The sequence below is a fragment of the Blautia segnis genome (assembly GCF_014287535.1).
In the GTDB taxonomy this organism is placed as follows: Bacteria; Bacillota; Clostridia; order Lachnospirales; family Lachnospiraceae; genus Blautia_A; species Blautia_A acetigignens.
Window position 1 is genome coordinate 40,827 of record NZ_JACOOT010000004.1, and the last position, 22,527, is coordinate 63,353.

Here is a 22,527-nt window from a genome sequence, read left to right on the forward strand (position 1 = left end):
TGCCCGTAATTGACTGGGCAATAAGACACCAACAGAATGGAGAGTTATAGAAGCTATGGAATGCAAAGTAATTCCTTTCCAGACTGCTGCGGAAAGAGACAAAACAGATGCCGACAAAGCAGAAGCACTTCTTTCCAAGGCAATGGAAGGTTTTCATAAAAAATTAGTAGTACTGGATGATGATCCGACTGGAGTTCAGACCGTTCATGATGTGTCTGTTTATACTGACTGGGAAGAAGAATCCATTCGCAAGGGATTTGAGGAAAAAGAAAACATGTTTTTTATCCTCACCAATTCACGGAGCTTTTCTGTAGAGGAAACTACAAGAGTTCATCTGGATATTGCCGCAAGAGTGGCAAAGGTTGCCAGAGAACTGGGACAGGATTTTATGATTATTTCCCGTGGAGATTCTACTTTAAGAGGTCACTATCCGCTGGAAACACAGCTTCTGGCAGACGGTCTGACAAAAAATGAGGGCGCTGTTGTTGATGGGGAGATTATCTGCCCGTTTTTCCCAGAGGGCGGACGCTATACAATGGATAACATCCATTATGTAAAAGAACAGGACAATCTGGTTCCTGCCGGAATGACAGAGTTTGCAAAAGACAAGACCTTCGGCTACAAATCCTCCGACCTTACGGAATATGTTGAGGAAAAAACAGCCGGAAAATATAAAAAAGAAGACTGCATCACAATTTCTCTGGAAGAGCTGAATGCGTTGGATATACAGGGGATCAAAGCAAAGCTTATATCTGCGAAAGACATGGCGAAGATTATTGTGAATGCAGTTTCCTACGCAGATCTGAAGGTTTTTTGTACAGCACTGGTGCTTGCTATGAAAGAGGGAAAACATTATATGGCAAGAACAGCAGCAGCTTTTACCAAGGTAATGGGACGCATTCTGGACCAGCCTCTTCTTGGAAAAGCACAGCTGGAGGGTGCGACCAAAAACGGTGGAATCGTTCTGATCGGTTCCCACGTGAAGAAGACTACAGACCAGCTGAACTGTCTGAAGGAACTGGACGGACAGGTCGATTTTATGGAATTCCAGGTAAACACCGTTTTCGAAGAAAATGGTCTGGAGAAAGAGGTAGAGAGAACGGTGAAGGCAGCAGAGGAAAAAATCCTTTCAGGCAGAACCGTTGTAATTTATACAAGCAGACAGCTTCTTGCACCGGAGAACATGACTCCGGAGGAGAAACTGCAGATTTCCGTAAAAATTTCCAATGCTGTGACAAGTATTATCGGCAAGCTTCAGGTGAAACCGAAATTTATTATAGCAAAAGGCGGAATCACATCCTCAGATGTGGGAACCAAGGCACTTCATGTAAAGAAAGCCCGGGTTATGGGTCAGGTGAAGAAGGGAATTCCGGTTTGGATGACCGGAGAAGAGAGTAAATTCCCCGGAATGCCTTATATTATTTTCCCAGGCAATGTAGGGGAAGTAAGTACTCTGAAGGAAATCGTGGAAGAATTAATTTGAAAAGCTGTGAAATCATGAAAAGCATGATGTAACCATAAGATCTACTTAAATGGGAGGTAATAAGATGAGAAAAGTAATTATTTCTCTGGCACCTGTACAGGCAGGAACCAGTGTGGATGCAGTAAAACTTGCAGAGGATGTTGAGAAAAGCGTAAAGCTTGGCGCAGCCATGTGCCATCTTCACTGCCGTAAACCGGATGGAAGCCTTACACCGGATATTTCTTACATGTCTGAGTGCTTTGACGAGATTTTGAAACGTACAGATGTAGTTGTTCAGGCTTCTACAGGTGGTGTCTCTGACATGAATATTCAGGATCGCTGTAATCCCTTGGATTATCCCAAGGTAGAGAGTGCATCACTGAACGGTGGAAGCACAAACCTGGGAGAAGCAGTATATATCAATTCCTTTGACGATATCCGCTACTGTGCAGATGCAGTTTATAAAAGAGGGATTCTTCCGGAAACTGAGGTTTTTGATATCGGAATGCTGCACAATATGGCAGTTGTGAAATCTGAGCAGCCATTTGCAGACCCCATGTTATTCAACCTGGTATTCGGTCACAAGGGTGGCATGCAGCCTACACCTGAAATGTTGGCAGCTTTTCGCTCCTTTGTTCCATCCGATGCACTTTGGGGTGTTACTCATTTCGGACGCGATAACTGGACCTTCCTGGCAGCCGCTATCGCTATGGGCGCAACTGTAGTCCGTGTGGGCTTTGAAGACAGCCACTATCTTGAAGATGGCGTGGATGCAAAGTACAACTGGCAGGTTGTTGAGAAGCTGGTGAACCTGATTCGCGCTATGGGTCTGGAGCCTGCAACACCAGATGAAGCAAGACAGATGCTGAAGCTTAGAAAACGCTAAATGAATTCTAGAATACAGGAATCATTTGTATAAAGAAAGGTCAGGGATAAGAAATGCTCGCAATTAAAAAAATTTATATGGATTATGAAACTGCTCCTGTAGGCGTTTCTCATATGCCCCAGTTTGCCTGGGAGCTTGTCAGCGATAAGAAAAATGTAAAACAGAAATCCTATGAGCTTCAGATCGCAAAGGATGCTGATTTTACAGATTTGATTTACAACAGCGGAAAAACAGAGTCCGAGGAGTCTGCTCATGTTTATGTCCAGGGGACATTAGAAAATGCAAAACGCTATTTTGTCCGCGTGAAAGCCGCAGATGGAGAGGAAGAAACTTTGTGGAGCGACACCGCTTCCTTTGTAACTGCACTTGCAGGCGCAAATGGCGAGTGGGAGGAAGGTGCACCTGCATGGAAAGCACCTTTCGTATCTGCCGAGACAGACGATTCCTACAAAAATGCTTCCAAGGGAACCTATGTAAGAGGAAACTTTGAAATTAAAAAAGAAGTAAAGGAAGCCTATGCATTTACCACTGCCCTTGGCCTGTATCAGTTTTATCTGAATGGCAGAAAGGTTGGCGAGGATGAAATGACACCTGGCTGGACTTCTTATAGGAGACATCTTCTTTACCAGACCTATGATGTAACGGAATATCTGCAGAAGGGTATAAACGGTGCCGGCGCTATGCTTGCTCCTGGCTGGTATAAGGGTGTTATGGGACTTACAAAAGCCCGCAACAATTATGGTGATCAGACAGCTTTTACCATGGAGATCGTGGTCCGCTATACAGATGGAACCACAGAATCTATCTGCACAGATACCTCCTGGACCGGCTGTGATTCTCCTGTTGTTTTTGCGGAAATTTATGATGGTGAAACCTATGATGCAAATTTGGAAATTCCAGACTGGTCAAAGGCAGAGACACCGTCCGGAAGCTGGAAGCCGGTACAGCTTGTATTTTTTGATACAGAGGTAATGCGCGCTCAGTATGCAGCTAAGGTTCACGTAATGGACCGCATTCCTGCAAAGCGTATTTTTAAAACTCCTGCAGGAGATACGGTTGTGGATTTTGCACAGAACATGGCAGGCCGCATTGAAGTCACTGCATCCGGAAAACCAGGAGATGTAATTGAGCTTCACTGCTTTGAAGTTCTGGATAAAGACGGAAATGTTTATCTGGACAACCTTCGTGCTGCCAAGGCTACTATGAAATATACATTTGCCAAAGAGGGAACTGTTACCTGGCATCCGACCTTTACATATATGGGATTTCAGTATGCACTGATCGTTTCCTATCCGGGAGAGCCAAAGGCAGAAAACTTTACTGCATGCACATTGCATTCTGATATGGCTTCCACCGGAAAGCTGGAGTGCTCAAACCCGCTTCTGAACCAGCTTCACCATAACTTTCTGTGGGGACTGAAGAGTAATTTCCTGGATGTGCCTACAGACTGTCCGCAGCGTGATGAGCGTCTTGGCTGGACTGGCGATGCGCAGATTTTCTGCCGTACAGCAACCTATCTGATGAATACATATACCTTCTATAAGAAATGGCTTCGTGATCTGGAGGTTGACCAGACACCGGAGGGCGGCGTACCGCACGTAGTTCCGAACATTGAAGAAGGCCGAACAGATGGCAACTGGCTTCTCAGCCAGGGACCTCATTCTGCAGCAGCATGGGCCGATGCGGCAATCATCAACCCGTGGACCATGTATCTGATGTATGGAGACAAGGATATTCTGAAAAGACAGTATAATAGCATGAAGGGATGGATCGATTTCATGCGTGCCCATGCTGTGGATTATATCTGGAATTATAAGCTGCAGTTTGGTGACTGGGTTGCTCTGGATGCAGAAGAGGGAAGCTATTTTGGTGCAACTCCAAATGATCTGACCTGCACTGCATACTATGCATATTCCACCGGACTTTTCGTAAAAATGGCGAAGGCTCTTGGAAAGGATGATGTGGCAGCAGAATATGAGGAGCTTTACAGTAAGATCGTGAAGAAATTCCAGGATACCTTCTTTGACGCAGAGGGTAATATGACAGCTCAGACACAGACCGCACATATTGTGGCACTGTATTTCCAGCTCACTCCTGAGAAATATATTGAAAAAACAGTGGAAGGCTTGAAGAAACTGCTGGCCAAGGAAAACGGACATCTGGTTACCGGATTTGTAGGAACTCCGTATTTCTGCCATGCGCTGAGTCAGAACCATGCTCTGAAGGATGCTTATGACCTGCTTCTGAAGGAGGATTTCCCATCCTGGCTGTATCAGGTAAAGAAAGGTGCTACCACAATCTGGGAACACTGGGATGGACTGAAGGATGACGGAAGTATGTGGAGCGCAGATATGAACTCCTTCAATCATTACGCATACGGCGCCATCGGAGAGTGGATGTACCGCGCAATGGCTGGAATCGAGGCAGATCCGGAGCAGCCGGGCTTCAAGCATGCAGTGCTTTATCCGCGAATCGGAGGTAATCTGAAGTACACAGAAGGAAATTATCATAGCATTTATGGCAATGTTGGTGTAAAATGGGAAGTCCAGGGAACACAGATTCTTTTGACTGTTCAGATTCCGGTAAACACAACTGCCCAGATTCGTCTGGATCAGGCGAAAGCTGTTGTAAAAAGCGATGGGCTTACCTTTACGAAGGCAGCAGATTACATGAGTGCTGAAGCAGGAAGCGGAACTTACCACATTGTGTTTGAACAGTAATTTAAAATATTTTTGCGGCACAATATGAAAGGGTGATGAGAATATGGAAAAGAAAAAACAGGCTTCGGGAATACAAAAAGCATGGAGGCAGCTGAGTATTCAGAACCAGATTTTTCTTTCCATGTTTCTTATCACCCTTTTAGGTGTTGGGGTTTTGATGAATATTGTATATAAAGCCTCTGTTGATGCGATTGAGCAGAATTACCGGGCTTCTTATCAATCTACGCTTAAGAATTCCAGCCGTGTGCTGGATATGAATCTGAAAAATATTGTGGATGTTGGACGAAGCTTTCTTAATGATAAGTCTTTTCAGCAGATTCTGGAAAACGGAAATAAATATGGAGGAAGCAAATTTTCTTCCGGTGACCGGACAAAGCTTCGAAAAGTGGCGAATGAGATGGCCAGTCAGCAGGTTTGGGTGAATTATATTGTATTTACAGATTTGTATGGACATGTTTATCAGCTGAACAATATCAATCAGGGAACCTATGACTTCTATATGTATTATGCAGATAAGGATATCCTGAAAGAGGACTGGGTAAAGGCAGCCAATGAAGCTAAGGGACGAGAAGTGTTTTTTAAGGACAGCATTCTGGCAGTGGGATCTAAAGCAGGCTTTTGCTATGCAAAATATATGATCAATCCTTCTGATGGAGAGGGAATGGGATATATGGTAGTTGGCCTTAGCCAGAAGCTTCTGGGAAAATCCTTTGTCATGGGAAATGAAAGCTTTAATTCCAGCAATTTTATGGTGTTGGATGAGGATGGCGAGCTGATTTATTTTGTTGGAAATGAGGAGAGAGAGACTGCTATTATGGAAGCCTTTTCCAACCCGGAAAAAAACAGTCTGTATCTTTTTTCTTCTGTTACAAACTATACTACAGGATGGAGTATTGTAAATGTAGTAGAAAAAAATGAACTTAGTGAGGAAAGCAAGGGAATTCGGCTGCTTTCATTTCTGGTAGCAGGCTGTGTTCTGGTTGTAGGCTTCATTATGGCGAGAATTATTTCCAGAACTATCAGTCAGCCTCTGAAGCAGCTGGAAAATACTATTGCACAGGTTGGCGAGGGTGAACGTCATATTACAGAAGAGTTTGATTACAGTGAGGTTGGCCGTATTGGTCAGAAGTTTAAGGAAATGGTTAATACGAATCTGGAGCTTTCTGAGCATCTGATGGCTGTAAAGCTGAATGAACGTGAGGCAGAGCTTATGCTTTTGCAGTCCCAGATTAATCCTCATTTTCTTTATAATACCCTGGATTCTCTGTATTTTGTGGCAATTATGCACGGGGATGACCAGATGGCAGAGATGGTGGAAGCACTCTCCGATAATTTCAAGCTGGCACTAAATAACGGAAATAAATATATTAAGGTTGCAGATTCCGTAAAATGGATGCAGGGCTATATGAAGCTGCAGAATATGAGGTACAATAACCGTTTTGAGCTGTTTGTGGATATCAGCAGAGAAATCCTCCAGAGGGAGACGATCACCTTTATTTTTCAGCCGTTTATTGAGAATGCCATGTATCACGGTCTTGAGCCCAAAATCGGTAAAGGTAAAATTTCCTTGCGAGGCTGGCAGGAGCAAAACAATATGATTTTTACCATTGAAGACGATGGCGTGGGAATTGACGATATGTCAAGGCTGGAGAACGGTTACGGTGTGCGAAATGTAATTGAGCGTATAAAGCTGAATTACGGAGAAAAATATGGAGTAACCTTTGAAAGCAGTCCGGGAAAGGGAACGAAGGTGACGATTGTAGTTCCGGTAAAATAAGGAGGAATTTATGTATCGTTTAGTTGTGATTGATGATGAATATATTGTAGTGCAGGGGATCAAGGCTTTGCTTTCCCGTCTGAAGCTGGATTATGAAGTGGTAGGCGCTGCTTATGATGGTATCCAGGGGCTTGAAGTAATCCGAAACGAGAAGCCGGATGTGGTAATTACAGATATCCGTATTCCGGGGCTGGATGGCCTGTCTGTTATCGAAACTGCCAAGGATGAATGTCCGGATACAAATTTTATTGTAATTAGCGGATATTCGGAATTTGCGTATGCGCAGAGGGCATTGACCCTGGGTGTAAAGGATTATATTGATAAGCCGGTTACTGCAGAAAAGCTGAAAAATGCTCTTGCCCGTGTTGAAAGCGGATGGGCCAAAACCAGATATGAAGATGATAAGAAAGCACAGGCGAACAGGGAAAAATTCCAGGAGCTTGATAAGATCTTTGAAGATGGGGTGCGCAGCATTACAAGGGGAGATGCCGGATCATTTCGGGAATATTCCAGACAGGCTATCGCCTGCCTTAAGGAGCTCTATCCGGATGAGCAAGACTTTCGGCGGGAATTTTACAAGCATCTTTGTGTACTTAGTGATGTGCTGATTGAGAGTCAGAAGCAGGTGGAGCGTGGTTCACTGGTTTCATTCCAGGAAATGGAAAAATGTGAGACTATGGAACAGATACAAGCTTACGGTGAAGGTGTACTGTCAGATATCAACAAGCATCTGACAGCAGACCAGACAGGAAGCAGACACAGGGTGATCCTGGAATTGCTCACATATCTGGACGAACACTACAACCTGGACATTGGACTGAGCGAGCTTGCAGACAGAGTGGGAATGAGTACCGCATACTTAAGTGTCCTTTTTAAGACAGAAGTAGGAACCTCTTATGTGAAGTATCTTACAGATCTGCGTATTAAGAAAGCAAAAAAGCTGCTTCAGGATGGCTATAAGGTTCACGAAGTAAGCGAGTTGGTAGGATATAATAATTACAGATATTTCTGTGATATTTTTAAGAAGCATGAAGGCATGACACCCAATGAATACAAAGGAAATGTATGGAATCCAGAAGGATGATATAGGAGAATACACAAAGTGCACATATTCATTAGCTTGAATATGTGCACTTTGTGTATTTAGTATAATAAACTGCCTGAATGCATTACAATTTTTATATAAAACAGTCTAAAAAAACTGTACATTACCAAAAAAATTAGGCACTGGTAAATTAACGGGAAACTGGTATTATATAAGCATAAGATATTTCCCGGGGATACAAAGACAATAAGCGAAAAACATTAAACGAGACCGAAAAAAGTAACTGGCTAACCAAAAATCAAAAATTGAAAATTCTGGAGGAATTATAATGAAAAAGAGAGCATTAGCTATTTTAATGGCAGCATTAACAGCAAGCACCATGCTTGCAGTTCCTACATTTGCAGCAGATTACTCAGGAGAGGATCCACAGCTTGAGAAAAACATCAAAATCCTTACCATCTGGGCAGAAGATAATGACAACGGTGTGCTGTTAAATAAGATTTGTGAAGATTATCAGAAAAACGTAAACCCGAACTTCACATGGGAGTATGAGATGGTTGCTTCTGACAACCTTCAGCAGAAAATTGCTACACTGGCAGCATCCAATGATCTTCCGGATCTGTTCGCTTATGAAGCAGGTGCTCCGCTTAGCGTACTGATCGATTCCGGTAAAGTAAAAGATATTTCCGAAGCAGTTGATGAAATCGGAACAGCTGATTACTTGAACAGTGGTGCTGTTGAGCTTCTGAAAGGATTATCCGGAACAGATGATCTTTATGATCTTCCTCTTGGACTGAACGTAGAAGGCTTCTGGTACAACAAAGCTCTGTTTGAGCAGGCAGGATGTGAGGTTCCTACTACATGGGATGAATTTGAAGAAGTTCTTCAGAAGCTTTCCGATGCTGGTATCCAGCCTCTTACAACCGGCGGATCTGACAAATGGGGTGCAACCCGTCTGATCAACGCTTACGCAGTAAGAACAGCAGGAAACGACATCATGACAAAAGCAGCTGACGGCGAGGTTCCTTACACAGATGAGAAGCTGGTTGCTGCAGCTGATAAACTTGCAGAGTGGGCTGAGAAAGGATACTTCGGAGAAGGTATTACAACAGTTGATATGAACACAGCTGGTTCCATGCTGATGAGCGGAAAAGCTGCTATCTTCTACAATGGTTCCTGGTTTACACAGAACCTGACAGATGATTCCCAGAACCCGGCAGGCGAGGACGGAATCGGATTCTTTAACATTCCGGTTGCAGATGAGTCCGTTAGCTCCGCAACTTCTTACTCTATGAACTGTGGTAACATTCTTGCTCTTGATAACGATAAATATGACGAGGCTACTGGCTGGTTCCTGAAATACTTCATGGAGAACATCGGAAACCTTGCAATGGAAGAGCAGGGAACTGTTAAAGGTTACACATATGATGTTGCAGCAGATGATATGGATGGTTACACCAAGCTTGTTCTTGATGAGATTGACAAATCCACAGAAGGATTTGCATGGTGGGAAGCAAAAATGCCTAGCGAAATCTCCAAGACTGCACAGGAAAATGTACAGCCTCTGCTGAACGGCGAAATGACTGGCGAAGAATATATGCAGTCCATCCAGGACGTATATGACATGCAGTAAGTATCAGCTTTGGCAATATAAGCTTTGAACTTCAAATGGGAGTGTTTGCCAACAGACACTCCCATTTTTATGTCAGAAATCAGAAAGGAAGGAATTTTATGAACAAGGTATTAGGTAATAAGAAAGCGATATCCCTTTTCGTAATTCCGGCGTTAATTGTTTACACTATCATCGTAATGGTACCGGTTATCTGGTCGCTGTACTATTCATTTTTCAGCGGCAGCCCGGGACTTCAGTGGGAATTTGCCGGATTTGACAATTATGCAAGACTTTTTAGAGACAAGAACTTTTTAAATGCATTAACAGTAAACTGTAAATATGTATTAGTAGTAACCATTGGCCAGGTTGGAATGGGACTTTTACTTTCCCTGATGTTTAAATTCTGGTTGAGGAGATGCAAAACTATCGTAAGAACCCTGGTTTTCTTCCCTGTAGTACTTCCTACTGTTGCAGTAGGTCAGCTGTTTGCAAAGATTTATGAGATTCAGCCAAACTATGGTCTGTTAAACTCCTTACTTGACTCTCTTGGTTTTACAAACCTTGTTCAGCCATGGATCGGCCAGTCCAGCACAGCTCTCTGGGCATTGTGTGTAATGGATATCTGGGTAGCCATGGGATTCTATTCCGTAATTTTCTATGGTGCACTCCTTGATATCTCCGATGATATCCTGGAAGCAGCAAGAATCGATGGCTGCGGCGGATGGCAGTTATTTAAGAATATTCTTCTTCCACTGCTTCGTCCGATGGTAATCACCAGCCTTGTATTCAGCTTCTCCGGTACTGTAAAAATGTTTGAGTCCGCTATGGCTCTTACAAAGGGCGGTCCAGGAAGCGCAACCAAATCACTGTCCATGTATATGTATGACGTTGCATTTACATACAATAAGGTGGGTTACGCCAGCGTTATCGCAATCGTGATTTTCCTGATCTGTGTAGTCGGTTCTCTTGTTATTAACAAATTTGATGTGAAAGACTGAAAGGAGGAAATATTATGAAAAAAGTAAAAGCAGCTTTTCGAGGAATTGTAATTTTCCTTCTTTGCATGATTGAAATTTATCCGCTGTTCTGGATGCTTACAGCATCCTTCAAGAAACAGGCTGAGTGGAGTGAGAAACCTGCCTATGCATTAAACGATGGCTTTTATTTCCAGAACTACTCTGATGCATGGACAAGAGGCCACATGTCCACATTCTTTAAGAACAGCTTGATTACCACATTAGTGGCACTGGTATTTATCGTATTCTTCTCTGTGACAGTTGGTTTCGCTGTAACCAAGATGAAATGGAAATTCAGAAATGCAGTTGCACAGTATTTCCGTTTCGGTATTATGATTCCGGTTGCAATCGCATTGATCCCGCTGTTCCAGATTTACAGCAAAACAAATATGCTGAATACCAGAACCTGTCTGATCATTACTTACATAGCTTTCGGTTTGTCACTTTCCATCTATCTGGTTCAGGGATATCTTCGCTCCTTCCCGGATGACATTATGGAAGCTGCCGTTATTGATGGCTGCGGTATCTACAGACTGATGTGGCATATTGTAACACCACTTATGAAGAACTCCATTGTAACCGTACTGGTACTTCAGTTCTTCTTCAAATGGAATGACCTTCTGTTTTCCATGACATTCATCAGCGATTCTGCACTGAAGACAGTTCAGACAGGACTTCTGTATTTCTCTGATGAGTTTGGATCCAAGAACTGGGGTGCAATCTTTGCTTCTGTATCCATGAGTGTATTCCCGCTTTTGATCCTGTACATGGCACTGAATAAGAAACTGATGGAAGGTATGACAGCAGGAGCTGTAAAGGGCTGATATTATGGAAGATAAAAGGACAGAGCAGTACAGACAGGAACTGAAAAAATTTGTAATGTCTCACACGGAGGATGTGCTGAAGAATCCGCGAAGCTTTATCCGTTATCCATTTATTGATCCAGGCTCTGTTTATGATGGAAATGTATGGGACTGGGATACCTACTGGTCCGTATACGGCTTCCTGAATCTGGCGGATTCTTATGAGGATCCGTCTGTGAAGCCAAGAATTATAGAGCATGCACAGGGAAATATCCGCAACTTTTTTGATCATCAGCTTGAAGACGGATACATTCCTATGATGATCGAGGTTGCAGACTGGCCGGAGCCGTATCTGAATATGCGACACAAAGAAGGAAAAATTATGAATATGCATAAGCCCTTCCTTTGCAGCCAGATGTGCCTGATCAGTGATTACACAGGAGATTACAGCTGGACTGAGGAGTTTCTCCCTGGTGCAGCGAAATATTTCGACTGTTATGATCACTATTATTTCCACGAAAACAGTGGGCTGTATGTATGGCAGGATGATATTATGATCGGTATGGACAATGACCCGGCAACTTTTGGACGCCCGCCATTTTCCACTGCAAATATTTATCTGAACAGCTTTATGTGCGTAGAGCTTGAGGCTGGCGCAAAGCTGTACCGCCAGTTTGGAAAAGAGGAAGAGGCAAAGAAGCTTCTTGGGAAACGCGATGCTTTGATTACAGCTATCCAGCAGGAATGCTGGGATAAGCGTGACCGCTTTTTCTATTCCGTCGATGTGGATATTAAGACCAGAAAATACGATTGGTTCCATCAGGGACTTGGAGTTTTCTGGAAAACACTGCCTATCAAGATTCGTGTATGGTCTGGCTTTATCCCCATGTATGCAGGAATTGCTACTAAAGAGCAGGCAGCAGATATGGTGAAGCATATTTTTGATCCCGATACCTTTGGTTCAGACTTTGGCCTGACCACGCTTTCAAAGGATGAGAAAATGTTTGACCTGTCTGTTACCAATAATCCGTCCAACTGGCTTGGCCCGATCTGGCTGGTTGCAAACTATGTGGTATTTCGAGGACTTCTGAACTACGGATACCGCATGGAGGCGGAAATTATGTACAAGCGCACCATGCGCCTTCTTGGAGATGATCTGGAAAAAACAGGCAGTCTTCATGAGTATTACAATCCATTTAACGGGGAACCGGTTATGAATGGAGGTTTTATCAACTGGAATATACTGGCACTGAATATGGCAGATGAGCTGGAAGGAAAGAAACCGATGTGTCTGCAGTCGTCGTATGAGAAATAAAATGATGATGTTGGGGTAAAAAGGTTTTTTGCCACTGGTATCATAAAATGTATATTGAAAAAGATTGTAAGATTGTAGCAAGGTTGCGATTTTACAATCTTTTTTTATAAAGTGGAGGTAAGAAGAGATGATTCAAAATCCAATTCTTCCGGGATTTTGCCCGGACCCCAGTATTATCCGTGTGGGGGAGGATTATTATATTGCCAACTCAAGCTTTGAGTGGTGGCCGGGTGTGAAAATTTACCACTCAAAGGATTTGAAGCATTACGAGCAGCTGCCGTCACCACTGACCAGGATGAGCCAGCTGAACATGGTAGGAGAGCCGGATTCCTGCGGCGTGTGGGCTCCGGATATTTCTTGGGACGGGGAGTATTTCTGGCTGATTTATACAGATGTGAAGACTCGTACTGGAGGACTTTTTAACACCCACAATTATCTGGTGAAATCAAAGGATATACGCGGCTGGTCGGAACCGGTTTATCTGAACAGCTCAGGATTTGACCCATCTGTATTTCATGATACAGATGGAAAAATGTATATTGTGAATATGATCAATAATTTCAAGGGAATTCTGGTACAGGAGTATGACCCTGAGAAGGAATGCCTGGTAGGAGAGGCGAAAAATGTCTTCCCGGGAACCGGACGAGGCTATACAGAAGGTCCCCACATTTACCATATTGGAGAATATTATTATCTGCTGATGGCAGAAGGGGGAACCAGTTACGAGCATATGGCGACCATGGCAAGATCCCGTTCCATCTGGGGACCATACGAGGAAGATCCAGGCAATCCGGTTCTGACTTCTGATGTGGAAAATCCGGAGGAGCTGCAGAAGTGCGGACACGCAGATCTTGTATGCACTCAGAATGGGGAGTGGTACATGGTGCATCTATGCGCAAGACCACCCAAAGGAACCCGCCAGTGCGTCCTTGGCCGCGAGACCGCAATTCAGAAAATGGTGTGGAACGAAGATGGCTGGCTGCGCCTGGCCTGCGGCGGAAGGTTTGGCCAATGGGAGACGGAAGAACCGGAGGGAATTGCAGAATATATTTTCCCGGAGGAAGAGGGGAAGGATTATGGGAGAGATGACTTTGGGAGAGTTTTGGATGTGCGCTACACATCTCTGCGCCAGTCTTATGACAGCTACGCAAGTTTGACCGAGCGTCCGGGCTATCTGCGCCTCTATGGCCAGGAATCCCTGAATTCTTGCTGCAACGTCAGCATGATTGCCAGGCGCCAGCAGGCACGTCATGTTCAAGTAGAAACCAGCATTGATTTTGTGCCAACATGCAGAGAACAGATGGCTGGCTTGGCTTACATGTATGATACGGGAAACTTCTATCTTCTGGTAAAAACCAGAGACGAGGAATATGGTTGTCCGTCACTTGACCTGAAGATTCCAGCGAAGCTTCGTTTAATCCGAAGCAGCCACTTCGCAGTGGATGATGTAATCACTCCGATTGCCATCCCCGAAAACGGCCCCCTGTTCCTGCGCACCGTCACCACCGAGGATGGCCTGCACGCGAAATTCTACTATTCCCTGGACGGACAGAATTTCCTTGAATTGGCCGAAGTCCCCACCAACATCCTCACCGACGAACAAAGTGAGGGCTTCACCGGCGCCCACTTCGGCATGTACTGCCACGACATGACAGGCGGAAGAAAATGGGCAGATTTTGATTATTTTGAGATTTTGAGGAAATAAAAAATTAGTATCATACTAAGACTTCCCATACCTAAAATGGGATTCGCACCTTTGTTAAAATGGTTTTTCGACAACTCCATTATACCAAGAGGAACAGGTTTATGCCTTTTTTATTGGCTGAAATATTGAATTTTCAATGTTCAACACACCGTACTGGTGTGGGAAGTTTTAGTATCATAGCTATAAATGAGCAAGTTCGTGATTTTGCATAAAAGAAATTGCAACAATTAGTAAGGCAGTTGTAAGTATAATTTGCAATTCCTCATAAGTACTTATAATGATTACTCCCTTCTGGTAAGGTGTCCAGATCGAGTGAAAGCACGTCCCCCGGCTACCCGGTTAAGTATATTATATTGTCAAGGTGCTATGATCCTCTTTTTTCTCGTAAATATCATCTCAAAATACGAATAAAGTACGTCTATTAATATATTAAAACCTGTTAAAATGAATTTGTCAAGAATAATATAAAAGCTAAAAGGAGCAGTTAAAGTTTGAAACAAATAATGAAAGGATTGCTCTTTTGGGTTAATAAATTCCTACATTTTCTTAATAAAGTTTCATTGCAAAACCCATGTTTCCTGGCGTATTATGGTAGCAGGAAACATGGGTTTTTATGTTTATGGAAAAAGAAATTTTTTAGTAAAAGGAGTATCTGATTATGGAAATGAACTATGCAAAAACTGTGGAAAAATGGGGAACCCTTGAGGTTGCAGTTAAGGGGCCGAAGGAGGGGAATCCTTTCTGCGACCAGTGGATCAAGGGAACTTTTGAGTGTAAAAATGAGAAGAAAACAGTAGACGGTTTCTATGATGGAGACGGTGTTTATAAAGTAAGATTTATGCCATCTTTTGTGGATACATATACATTTAAAATCGAATCTTCCTTCCAGACAGAAAGCGCAGAAGAAGTCAGCGGCAGTTTTGAAGCTGTAGCCCCTTCCGCAGACAACCACGGTCCAGTCCGCGTAGCCGGAACCTATTACCTGGCTTACGAGGATGGCAAGCCTTATCATTGTATTGGAACTACCTGTTATGTATGGAACCTGCAGAATGAAAAGCTTCAGGAGCAGACCCTGAAAACCCTGGAAGAAAATGCGTTTAACAAAATCCGTTTCTGCATTTTCCCGAAGCACTACGATTACAACCTTCACGAGCCAATCACCTACCCGTATGAGGGAACACCCTGCGACACTTCTGAATTAAATGAGAACAATTTCGCCGAATACAACGGCTGTGCATCTGGAAATGACTGGGACTTTACCAGATTTAATCCAGCACATTTCCAGCACATTGAAGAATGTATTAAGAAGCTGATGGCCCTTGGCATCCAGGCAGATCTGATCGTAATGCATCCATACGATAGATGGGGATTTTCCATGATGAAGGCAGAAGATGACGACCGCTACTGGAAATATGTTCTGGCACGTTTTTCCGCATATCGCAATGTATGGTGGTCACTGGCCAATGAGTACGATTTGATGCATGAGAAAACTCTCGCAGACTGGGAAAGATATGCCGCAATCATCTGCGAAAAAGATCCATATCACCACCTGAGATCCATCCACAACTGCAAAGCTTACTACGACTATAACCTGCCATGGGTAACTCACTGCAGCATCCAGCGAACCGAAACCTACCGTTCCTCCGAGCTGGTAAACGAGTGGCGTGAGAAGTACCACAAGCCAGTCGTTCTGGATGAAATCTGCTATGAAGGAAACATTCAGTTTGGCTGGGGAAACATCAGCGGCGAGGAAATGACCAGAAGATTCTGGGAGGCATTCTGCCGCGGCGGATATCCGGGACACGGTGAAACTTACCTCAGCCCGGACCGCATTCTCTGGTGGTCACACGGCGGAGTTCTGCACGGAACATCCCCGGAGCGCATTAAATTCCTGGCAAAAATTATGGAAGAAATCCCAGGTCTTGGCGTAGAACCAATGCCATGCAAATGGGATGAAGTTGCCTGCCGCGCAGCTGGCTTCCCGGCAAGAAAAGACTATTTCATTTATTACTATACATTTATGCGCCCAAGCTTCCGTGACTTCTATTTCGACGATACCACAGAGTATCAGGTAGAAATCATTGATACCTGGGAAATGACCATCACAGACGGCGGAATCCACAAAGGACAATTCCGCGTCCAGCTTCCAGGTAAGGAATATATTGCGGTGAGAATTAAAGCTGTAAAGTAAAAGGCAGCTGGAATGATGATGCAAATATTTCAGCTCCAATATTAGATTTTGTATGAAATAAGGCCGATCACTTGTGCGATAAAAAGCACATAAATGATCGGCCAACTTACATCGTTTTTACTTAAACGATATTTTTCATAGATCGTGATACATATATTATACGAACTTTTCAGATATGCGTTAGCAATAACTTTCTGCGACAGCGCCTATCCGCGGCAGTTATTTCACTTCTTTCATCCTCACCGCCATATACTGTCTGGCGCCCATCTTAATCCGGATTTTTCCTTCATAAACTTCCGGAAGTTCTTCTGTGGTCATATTCCAGGTGTCGATCAGTTCAATCTTGTACTTCTTTCCAGCTGGCAGCGTGTAGTTGCGGTACAGTGGGCGGAAGAAGCCGTAGTAGTACAGGAAGTAGCTTTCGCCGTCGTGGAGGCATACGGAATCCCAGTTTTCTTCGTGGTTTTCCGGGGTGAGAGTAAGAGGCTGGATGTCATCTGGAAGCTGAGCCATCTGCTCTTTCAGGAAGGCAATTCTGGCTGTGCTTTCCCCGTGAAGGGTGCCGCCGTGAGCCCACCAGATCTGGTCGCCCTGGTCCACATAGGTCTCGCCGTGGGACAGATATCCGCCGCGCATGCAGCCTTCCCAGAAGCGTCTGGTCAGCTCCTGTGCAGTCAGGCAGCCCCATCCGAAATCAATGTTTCCTTCGTATCCAACTTCGTCTACAATCACAGGCTTGCGGTACTGGTTTCTCCAGTCTGTAACCATTTCTGCGGTCTTGTAAACATCTACACGCTGAACGCTTACATGTGTGATCCAGGATCTGTTGTGGTCAAAAAGCGGAACGCAGTTGTGGATGGAACGAAGGTGTCCGTACGGGTCATTTTCCATTACAACTCTTGCGTAAGTATCCCAGTCTTCTACGGTTTTCTGAGGCATCAGATCGTATTCATTTGCCATGGACCACCAGATATTTTTGAAGTGGGAAAGACGTCTTGCAGCATAGGATAAGTAGAAAATATCCTGCTCCTTTGTCATTTTGGAAAAGCCCCAGCGGTCGTATGGATGAAGAAGAATGATGTCTGCTTCGATGCCAAGCTCATCCAGCTGCTGGATTCTTTTTTCCAGATTTTCAAAGAACACATTATCAAATCTGGAGAAATCAAAGCCGTCTTTTGCGTTTCCCTGGAATGCATATCTTTCCGGATCTGTGGTGTTGTAGGTGTAGAATTTTGGGAAAATACACATTCTGATCTTGTTAAAAGGAGCGTTTTTCAGTGTTTCCAAAGTCTGCTCCTGCACCTGTTCGGACTGGTTGACCCATGCGTAGCAGGTGGTTCCAAAAGGCTGGAATCTGGTGCCGTCCTCGTATGCAAAATGGAATTCATCTTCTGTTACATAGAAGTTTACTTCCTTCTTTGGAAGTACATCTTTTTTCAGGCACACACGTCCATGGTTGCCTGCTGCGGCTGGTGTGCAGAGAAATTCACCTGTCTGGCCGTCCAACTGCGGGTCGCTGCTGTGTGTCTCATAAGTCCAGTTACCTTCTGCCTGAGGCATGAAACGGATGCCATATTTTCCCTGATCTTTGTAAAAACCTTTTACGGTAAGCTTCTGGATTCCATTGGAAAAATCAGCGGTAAGCTGTACATCCTGAAATGGATTTCCCTGGGATGTTCCGGAAAGTTCCAGGTCAAATACTTTATATTTTTCTACTGTTTTTGCCATAATTTTTCCCTTCTTTTTGAAAACTTTTATGCTCTCTTAGCACGCTTCTCCAGGTCTTCTACAATATGTCCATACTCTTTGTCCAGCTTGTAGAATAACAGGATGATGAACATGATCGCGAACACAACAAGCGGTACATATAAGAAGATGACGCGGATTCCGCTGATTGCGGAAGCTGGCTGTGCAGCGGAGGAGCTTACGAAACCAAATGCTGCAAGTACCCAGCCGAGAACTGCGGAGCCGATACCGGAACCGATTTTCTGTCCGATGGAGTTTGCGCTGAAAACAAGGCCCTCTGCGCGGATGCCGGATTTCCAGTCGTTGTACTCAACTGTGTCAGCAAGCATTCCGTACATAACACCGGAAAGAGCTGCGTTTCCAACACCTTTGATGATTGCTGCAATGTAAAGAACTGCATAGCTGGTTGGATTTAATAGTACCATTGCATATCCGATGAAGGAAATTGCAACACCGGAGATGGCGATTTTCTGTTTACCAATCTTGCGGATGATACCTGTGCATACTGCAAATGCTGCGAAGGAAGCGATGTTCTGGAAAATGGAAAGGTTTCCAATCAAGCTGTCATCGTTCATAATGTACTGTGCATAGTATACGTTTACACCGATAAAAGCGTTTACTACGCTGTTTAAAAAGAAGATTGCAAGAAGAATCATCCAATATTTGTTTTTAATAAGGCTTTTCAGAGCCTGTGGGATGTTGACTTTTTCTTCAGATCCGGCTTTCTTTGCTTCTTCGGTAACTGCTTCTTTGGTGGTGAAGAATACGATCAGGAAAAAGATGATCGCAACGACACCGTAGATCAGGAATGTTTTCTGCCATGCGGAAGAATCATTTCCGAAATATTTAACAAGTGGAAGAGTTGCTGCGTTTACGACCATACCGCCGCCAAATGCGAATACCATTTTGGAAATATTCAGATAGCCGCGCTCGGTTTGGTTCTTGGTCATAAGAGCTGCAAGGGAACCGAATGGCAGGTTGATCGCTGTGTATACAACAGTTACTGCCAGGTTGTAAGTGAGGAACGCATAGATGATTTTACCTGTGGTTCCAAATCCGGTGCTGTGAACATCAGGACCAGTGATACTGCAAAAGGGATACACCACCACAGGAGCCAGGGTCTTGCTTTGCCGTGTTTGCTGTGGATCTTTTCCATCAGGGAGCCAACGATCAGGTCGCTGACGCCGTCCAGGAGACGGGAGATCAGAAGAATGGTTCAAACCACACCTGCGCCAAGTCCTGCAACATTTGTGAGGAAATAGGTGAAGAAGGAGTTGACTGGTGTGTACATCATGTTGTTTGCGAAATCACCGACGCCGTAGCCGATACGTTCTTTCATATGCAGGGAACGGTTTTCGCCTTCGTATGCATTTTCTGTGCCTTTCATTTTGTTTACCTCCGTACGTTTTCTTAAACTTGTTTTAAACTTTATAACTATATTTTAATCATAATTCAACAAAAATTCAACAGAATAATCACAAAAACAGGGTTTTCTCTGTTTTATATAAAGGAATTCTGTGGAATTTGAACATAATGATGTAAAAATAGGACGGATTTAAACGATTCTGTTTAAATCCGCCCTGGATGAGGGTGTTTGTTTACAGGCTTTGTCTCAGCAGAATATCTGGCTGTGCGTAGATTTTGACCCGGGTAGTCCACTGCTGATGGATTTCTTTGTCCAGCAGGTCCATGGCCATGGCAGCGCGCTCAGCATGAGGGATTCTGACCTGAGTCAGTTTGGCACCGGAAAGGATGTAATCGGGAATTTCGTCAATGCCGATTGCTTTTACACGGTCAGGAAATTTGATTCCCCGCTTGCGAAGAGCGGTAGTGACGCCAATGGAAATCTGGTAGTTTTCAAAAAGAAATCCTTCCGGGAGGGGATTGTGCTCCAGCCAGGTGAGCATATTTTCGGTAATCGTGGGAATGTTGTGGCCAAGCTTTATGATATCGCTTTTGGCGGGCATGTGGTCGTTGCCGATCATGGTGTTGCGGAAAGCATCACGCCGTTTCTGGAAATTGTAGATACTTTTGCCGGTGCACAGGTATTTGATATCGGATGCACCTGCCTGGTACAGAAGGTTCAGGCTGTTTTTCACCGCGCTTTCATTGTCGATGCAGACGCTGTTGTATTTGCCGTCGGGGGCTTCGTAGTCGTAAAGGACAATGGGCTTGTTGATTTTTTCCAGAATGGGATAGTCAGCAGGCTGCATTTCCGTGGCAAAAACAATGACGCCGGCAACAAGCTCGGTGTTGCATTCTTCGATAACCACATTGGTTTCGTATTCCGTTTCATTAATGTAGGAAAGGCCGTAGAGATAGCCGCGGGTTCTTGATTCTGTGTCAAAGGTGCGCAGAACTTCGGTCCACAAATCCAGCTCCGGGTCGCAGACAACCTGTTTGCGGTGGTTGATGATGAGCACCTTGATCAGACGGTGCGGTGCGTCGGGACTCTGGAAGGAGGAGTTTTCCGGGAGCACGCCGCCGTTGTTTTCCAGTTCTTTTATGCATTCCAAAACCTTCTGGCGGGTCTGTTCGTTTACGCCGGGTTTGCCGTTGACTGCGAGGGAGACGGTGGCTTTGGAAATGCCAAGATGTCTGGCGACATCGACCATTTTTATTTTCATAGGGATACCTGCCTTTCCGGGGAAAATGTGGTTGGTGAAAATTGCTTACGGGTGGAGCTGTATGGTTTGCTCATGTTTATATTTAAACATTTTAAACTATTGATTTAAACAAGTCAAGGAGGAAAACAGGCGCATATGAAGTCTAATTCTGGTTGGCGGGCACTTCCTTCTCTACCCACAGCTGAAGTGCTTCAATAGCCCGGGAAACTTTCTCCAGATTCTCCTGTATATTGGAAAAATCAGGAAGTTCGTCCTCGGAGATTTTCCCATCTCTGGATATTTCAATGAGGCGGTTGGTAAGCGGGTAGACCGCATTTAAGGAGGCAACGGTTTCCAGAATGATTGCTGGAAGCTCGGTCATCTCTATAGAAGGAACGTATTTCATACCGATCGGACATTCATGTGAGCAGTAGTAGTTGCAAAGCTCCGGGGCATTGTAAACCTGGGACATGCGGATCACGTCCTCGGGGGCAGGCTGTACCTTCTCATTTTCGATGCGCTCTAAGCGGTCCTCGGAAATAAATGCGAGAAGTTCAGAGGCTTTTTCCCGGGGGAGGTTGTCTTCCTCACGCAATTGCTGGTAAATGGTTTTATTTTCTCTGGTGGATTTTCTTCCCATGGATTTTTCCTTTCCCTGCTGTATTACGAACATTTCGGATGCGTTTGGTTTTTTGTGCTGCGTTGAAATTCATATTACGCAGCGTCTGCGGAATAATTGGGGTTATTCCGCAATAAATGCGGTGTATTTTCCCAGGCAAAAACACTATAATCATCCCATAAAGTTCAATACAACATCTGTTAAAGATTACAGAAAGCTTTTTAAACTGGCTTTCCGGACTGGATTTAGTATAACACGAAAGAAGAGGGAAATGAAATGGAAGGTTACAATTTACAGAAAGAAATGAGTGAAGCGATACAGGCTGGTGAAAACGCATTGTGCAGCCTGAGGACAGCAAGGGAAGAACTTCAGAAAGCTGGGAACTGGGGAATTGTGGATTTGTTTGGAGGCGGATTTATTACAAACCTGATCAAGCATTCCAAAATGGATAACGCTTCCCACCTGATGGAAAATGCCAAGTATGATCTGAAGAAGTTCCAGAAAGAGCTTAGGGACGTGACGATCAATACGGATTTGTCAATTGACTGCGGCGGTTTTCTTACCTTTGCCGATTTTTTCTGGGACGGCGTGGTTGCCGACTGGCTGGTACAGTCGAAAATCAATGATGCAAAGTGTCAGGTCGATGACGCGATTGCACAGGTAGAGCAGATTCTCAGGAGACTGAAGCAGTATTAAAATTTTGAATGGCAAGCTAAATTATTGATTAGATAGAAAAAATGGAGGAAAAATTATGTTAACACTTATTATAATCGTTTTAATTCTCATGGCAATTTGCAGACCGCGTCGCTACAGAGGCTTTGGCCCGTATCACCATCATCACGGCCCGTTCTTTGGACCTCCGATGGGTGACCCGAGAGGCCCTTATGGTCCTATGTGCGGCGGCCCTTTTGATCACGGCCCTGGCGGACACAGAGGTCCTGGCGGCCCATTTGGCCATGGTCCAAGATGGTAAATGATTTACAGAGAAAATATTAGAATTGGAATTTGATGACTGGAAATGTCT

Annotated in this window: 18 protein-coding genes; 13 read left to right on the forward strand and 5 right to left on the reverse strand. The window is 44.3% G+C overall.

Going from position 1 to position 22,527, the window contains the following annotated elements:
• Positions 1 to 55 precede the first annotated feature (55 nt).
• The 11 genes from H8S54_RS01840 (at position 56) to H8S54_RS01890 (ending at position 16,532) form a co-directional block, all read left to right on the forward strand.
• Complete coding sequence (locus H8S54_RS01840; protein ID WP_186900765.1) at positions 56 to 1,483, forward strand: four-carbon acid sugar kinase family protein; 1,428 nt, start codon at positions 56 to 58, stop codon at positions 1,481 to 1,483.
• A gap of 64 nt (positions 1,484 to 1,547) precedes the next feature.
• Positions 1,548 to 2,348, forward strand: a complete 801-nt coding sequence (locus tag H8S54_RS01845) for a BKACE family enzyme (protein WP_021926258.1) — start codon at positions 1,548 to 1,550, stop codon at positions 2,346 to 2,348.
• A 53-nt stretch (positions 2,349 to 2,401) separates the two neighbouring features.
• Positions 2,402 to 5,068 carry an alpha-L-rhamnosidase gene (locus tag H8S54_RS01850; RefSeq protein ID WP_186900766.1) on the forward strand — a complete coding sequence of 889 codons (2,667 nt, stop codon included), beginning with the start codon at positions 2,402 to 2,404 and terminating at the stop codon, positions 5,066 to 5,068.
• A 43-nt stretch (positions 5,069 to 5,111) separates the two neighbouring features.
• Positions 5,112 to 6,845, forward strand: a complete 1,734-nt coding sequence (locus H8S54_RS01855) for a sensor histidine kinase (RefSeq protein ID WP_186900767.1) — start codon at positions 5,112 to 5,114, stop codon at positions 6,843 to 6,845.
• A gap of 10 nt (positions 6,846 to 6,855) precedes the next feature.
• Positions 6,856 to 7,929 (forward strand): response regulator, encoded by a 1,074-nt coding sequence (locus H8S54_RS01860; RefSeq protein WP_186900768.1) that lies wholly within the window; start codon positions 6,856 to 6,858, stop codon positions 7,927 to 7,929.
• Between the two features lie 289 nt (positions 7,930 to 8,218).
• Positions 8,219 to 9,523 carry an ABC transporter substrate-binding protein gene (locus H8S54_RS01865; protein ID WP_021926254.1) on the forward strand — a complete coding sequence of 435 codons (1,305 nt, stop codon included), beginning with the start codon at positions 8,219 to 8,221 and terminating at the stop codon, positions 9,521 to 9,523.
• Between the two features lie 98 nt (positions 9,524 to 9,621).
• The gene (locus H8S54_RS01870; protein WP_117849470.1) at positions 9,622 to 10,500 is read left to right on the forward strand and encodes a carbohydrate ABC transporter permease; all 879 of its coding nucleotides are present in this window, start codon (positions 9,622 to 9,624) and stop codon (positions 10,498 to 10,500) included.
• A gap of 14 nt (positions 10,501 to 10,514) precedes the next feature.
• On the forward strand, positions 10,515 to 11,342 hold the full coding sequence (locus H8S54_RS01875) for a carbohydrate ABC transporter permease (RefSeq protein ID WP_186900769.1): 828 nt from the start codon (positions 10,515 to 10,517) through the stop codon (positions 11,340 to 11,342).
• A 4-nt stretch (positions 11,343 to 11,346) separates the two neighbouring features.
• A complete protein-coding gene (locus H8S54_RS01880; RefSeq protein WP_186900770.1) occupies positions 11,347 to 12,636 on the forward strand; it encodes an MGH1-like glycoside hydrolase domain-containing protein in 1,290 nt (429 codons plus the stop codon).
• A 127-nt stretch (positions 12,637 to 12,763) separates the two neighbouring features.
• Entirely contained in the window at positions 12,764 to 14,341 is a 1,578-nt protein-coding gene (locus tag H8S54_RS01885) for a glycoside hydrolase family 43 protein (RefSeq protein ID WP_186900771.1), read from the forward strand.
• Between the two features lie 658 nt (positions 14,342 to 14,999).
• Positions 15,000 to 16,532 (forward strand): DUF5605 domain-containing protein, encoded by a 1,533-nt coding sequence (locus tag H8S54_RS01890; RefSeq protein WP_186900772.1) that lies wholly within the window; start codon positions 15,000 to 15,002, stop codon positions 16,530 to 16,532.
• Between the two features lie 219 nt (positions 16,533 to 16,751).
• On the opposite strand, the gene H8S54_RS01895 is transcribed toward H8S54_RS01890, so the two are convergent.
• The 5 genes from H8S54_RS01895 to H8S54_RS01915 all read right to left on the reverse strand — a co-directional run bounded on the left by H8S54_RS01895 (position 16,752) and on the right by H8S54_RS01915 (position 21,524).
• The gene (locus H8S54_RS01895; RefSeq protein ID WP_021924860.1) at positions 16,752 to 18,260 is read right to left on the reverse strand and encodes a DUF5605 domain-containing protein; all 1,509 of its coding nucleotides are present in this window, start codon (positions 18,258 to 18,260) and stop codon (positions 16,752 to 16,754) included.
• Between the two features lie 26 nt (positions 18,261 to 18,286).
• Positions 18,287 to 19,498, reverse strand: coding sequence for an MFS transporter (locus tag H8S54_RS01900; RefSeq protein ID WP_186900773.1), 1,212 nt, complete (start codon positions 19,496 to 19,498; stop codon positions 18,287 to 18,289).
• A complete protein-coding gene (locus H8S54_RS01905) occupies positions 19,495 to 19,665 on the reverse strand; it encodes a sugar transporter family protein (protein ID WP_021924862.1) in 171 nt (56 codons plus the stop codon). The genes H8S54_RS01900 and H8S54_RS01905 overlap by 4 nt, the downstream gene beginning before the upstream one ends.
• 211 nt (positions 19,666 to 19,876) lie before the next feature.
• On the reverse strand, positions 19,877 to 20,905 hold the full coding sequence (locus H8S54_RS01910; protein ID WP_186900774.1) for a LacI family DNA-binding transcriptional regulator: 1,029 nt from the start codon (positions 20,903 to 20,905) through the stop codon (positions 19,877 to 19,879).
• Positions 20,906 to 21,047: 142 nt separating this feature from the next.
• Positions 21,048 to 21,524 (reverse strand): helix-turn-helix transcriptional regulator, encoded by a 477-nt coding sequence (locus H8S54_RS01915; protein ID WP_186900775.1) that lies wholly within the window; start codon positions 21,522 to 21,524, stop codon positions 21,048 to 21,050.
• Between the two features lie 255 nt (positions 21,525 to 21,779).
• On the opposite strand from H8S54_RS01915, the gene H8S54_RS01920 reads away from it, so the two are divergent.
• Together H8S54_RS01920 and H8S54_RS01925 are read left to right on the forward strand one after the other, a co-directional pair.
• Positions 21,780 to 22,199: a hypothetical protein gene (locus H8S54_RS01920; protein ID WP_186900776.1), complete on the forward strand. Its 420-nt coding sequence runs from the start codon at positions 21,780 to 21,782 to the stop codon at positions 22,197 to 22,199.
• A gap of 55 nt (positions 22,200 to 22,254) precedes the next feature.
• Positions 22,255 to 22,476 (forward strand): hypothetical protein, encoded by a 222-nt coding sequence (locus H8S54_RS01925; protein ID WP_186900777.1) that lies wholly within the window; start codon positions 22,255 to 22,257, stop codon positions 22,474 to 22,476.
• The last annotated feature ends 51 nt before the right edge of the window (positions 22,477 to 22,527 follow it).